General features: G+C 50.2%; 1 rRNA gene. It reads right to left on the bottom strand.

The annotated features are described in order from the left end of the window. Positions 1–46: 46 nt before the first annotated feature. Positions 47–2,938: ribosomal RNA gene (locus DS742_RS13275) — 23S ribosomal RNA — on the bottom strand. Positions 2,939–3,238 lie beyond the last annotated feature (300 nt).

Genomic DNA, 3,238 nt, shown 5'->3' with positions numbered 1-3,238 from the left:
CATTGTTATATATCTTCATCCGTTCTTTCCTCTTACCTAAACCAACCTGGTTAAGCCCTCGACCTATTAGTGACAGTCAGCTCCACATGTTACCATGCTTCCACCTCTGCCCTATCTACCTCGTCGTCTTCAAGGGGTCTTACTCTTGCGATGGGATATCTCATCTTGAGGGGGGCTTCACGCTTAGATGCCTTCAGCGTTTATCCCTTCCCGACTTGGCTACTCTGCCATGGTGTTGATCACCAACAGATACACCAGAGGTCAGTCCATCCCGGTCCTCTCGTACTAAGGACAGCTCCTCTCAAATATCCTACGCCCACGCCGGATAGGGACCGAACTGTCTCACGACGTTCTGAACCCAGCTCGCGTACCGCTTTAATGGGCGAACAGCCCAACCCTTGGGACCTACTACAGCCCCAGGATGCGATGAGCCGACATCGAGGTGCCAAACCACTCCGTCGATGTGAACTCTTGGGAGTGATAAGCCTGTTATCCCCAGGGTAGCTTTTATCCGTTGAGCGATGGCAATCCCACTTTATACCACCGGATCACTAAGTCCTAGTTTCCTACCTGCTCCACCCGTCGGTGTCGCAGTCAAGCTCCCTTATGCCTTTGCACTCTTCGAATGGTTTCCGACCATTCTGAGGGAACCTTTGAGCGCCTCCGATACTCTTTCGGAGGCGACCGCCCCAGTCAAACTCCCCGCCTGACATTGTCCCCCAGCCAGGTTATGGCTGCAGGTTAGAAATCCAATACCGCAAGGGTGGTATCCCAACATCGGCTCCACAGAGACTGGCGTCCCTGCTTCTTTGCCTCCCACCTATCCTGTACATGCAGCACCGAATCCCAGTATCAAGCTGGAGTAAAGCTCCATGGGGTCTTTCCGTCCTGGCGCAGGTAACCAGCATCTTCACTGGTACTTCAATTTCACCGGGTGCATTGTCGAGACAGCGCTCAAATCATTACGCCTTTCGTGCGGGTCGGAACTTACCCGACAAGGAATTTCGCTACCTTAGGACCGTTATAGTTACGGCCGCCGTTTACTGGGGCTTAAATTCAGAGCTTCGCGTTTCCGCTAACCCCTCCTCGTAACCTTCCAGCACCGGGCAGGCGTCAGCCCATATACCTCACCTTTCGGTTTTGCATAGACCTGTGTTTTTGCTAAACAGTTGCTTGAGCCTATTCTCTGCGGCCTGATTTCTCAGGCACCCCTTATCCCGAAGTTACGGGGTCATTTTGCCGAGTTCCTTAACAATGCTTCTCCCGCCGGCCTTAGGATTCTCTCCTCATCCACCTGTGTCGGTTTACGGTACGGGCACATATTACACAATAGCGGCTTTTCTTGACAGCCCCTACAGAGACTTCCCTACTTTTGTTCGGTACGCGTCACACCTTCCTGTTGCCAAGCGGATTTTCCAGCTTGGCCAGTCCAATGCTTGCCCCGGTCTTTTCATTCCCGGGTTCTCTCTCGGTTCTGTGTCCCCACAGTTCTGATAATATGCGGTACAGGAATTTCAACCTGTTGTCCATCGACTACGTCTTTCGACCTCGCCTTAGGTCCCGACTTACCCAGAGCAGATCAGCTTTACTCTGGAAACCTTAGATATTCGGCCTGGAGGATTCTCACCTCCATCTCGCTACTCATTCCGGCATTCTCTCTTCTTAACGCTCCACACCTCCTTACGGTAATGCTTCTGCGCATTAAGAATGCTCCTCTACCAATGTATCTTATGATACATTCCACAGCTTCGGTGTCGTGTTTTAGCCCCGGACATTTTCGGCGCAAGACCTCTCGACTAGTGAGCTATTACGCACTCTTTGAATGTGTGGCTGCTTCTAAGCCAACATCCTAGTTGTCTCTGAAATCTCACATCCTTTTCCACTTAACACGCACTTTGGGACCTTAGCTGGTGGTCTGGGCTCTTTCCCTTTTGACTGCCCAACTTATCTCGTGCAGTCTGACTCCCGTACATCATCTGACCGGCATTCGGAGTTTGATATTCTTTGGTAAGCTTTGACGCCCCCTAGGAAATTCAGTGCTCTACCTCCGGCAGACTAATACGAGGCTAGCCCTAAAGCTATTTCGAGGAGAACCAGCTATCTCCGGGTTCGATTGGAATTTCTCCCCTACCCACACCTCATCGCCACCCTTTTCAACGGATGTGCGTTCGGTCCTCCACCGCCTTTTACGGCAGCTTCAACCTGGACATGGGTAGATCACCCGGTTTCGGGTCTACCTTTACTGACTTAACGCCCTATTAAGACTTGGTTTCCCTTCGGCTCCGCACCTTGAGTGCTTAACCTTGCCAGTAACGGTAACTCGCCGGACCGTTCTACAAAAAGTACGCGGTTCCACTTAAAATGTGGTTCCACAGCTTGTAAACACAAGGTTTCAGGTTCTCTTTCACTCCCCTCCCGGGGTCCTTTTCACCTTTCCTTCACAGTACTATGCGCTATCGGTCACTAAGTAGTATTTAGCCTTGGGGGGTGGTCCCCCCGAATTCCCACAAGGTTTCTCGTGTCTCGTGGTACTTTGGATCCTGCTCGCTGACTATTGCTTTCCCATACAAGGCTTTCACTTTCTATGGCCGGTCTTTCCAGGACCGTTCTGGTAACAAATCGTCTCACTTATTGCAGTCCGTAACCCCAGCATGCACGCATGCTGGTTTAGGCTCTTTCCATTTCGCTCGCCGCTACTTTGGAAATCGAGTTTTCTTTCTTTTCCTCCGGGTACTTAGATGTTTCAGTTCCCCGGGTTCCCGACGTATGGCTATGGATTCACCATACGACAACTGAGGTTTGCTCAGCTGGGTTTCCCCATTCAGATATCTCCGGATCAAAGGATATTTGCTCCTCCCCGAAGCTTTTCGCAGCTTATCACGTCTTTCATCGGCTCTTAGTGCCAAGGCATCCACCTTGTGCTCTTTCTAGCTTAACCATTACGATTTTCACCTGCGGGTGCGGGTTACTCATCTAAGATACATAGCGTTGTATCTTATGGTCTTAGGTTGTTCTCTTACCGTACGTCACGGTAATTGAACGAGTTTTTATTCGGTTACATCGTTCGATGTAACACCTCGGATGTCTTGATGTCGTCTTCTTACGAAGACTCTATCTAGATATATTCAATATGTGGTTTTCAAGGTACATGTGCGATGCTTTCAGAAGCGTACACAATCGATTAATAACTGTGTTCCATGCTTTTTCTAACATCAAATGGAGATGGAGAGATTCGAAC

This window comes from Lacrimispora amygdalina, from assembly GCF_003432035.1.
Lineage (GTDB): Bacteria > Bacillota > Clostridia > Lachnospirales > Lachnospiraceae > Lacrimispora > Lacrimispora amygdalina.
The sequence above is the reverse complement of the archived record's forward strand: the minus strand, read 5'-3'. Positions and strand labels throughout refer to the sequence as shown.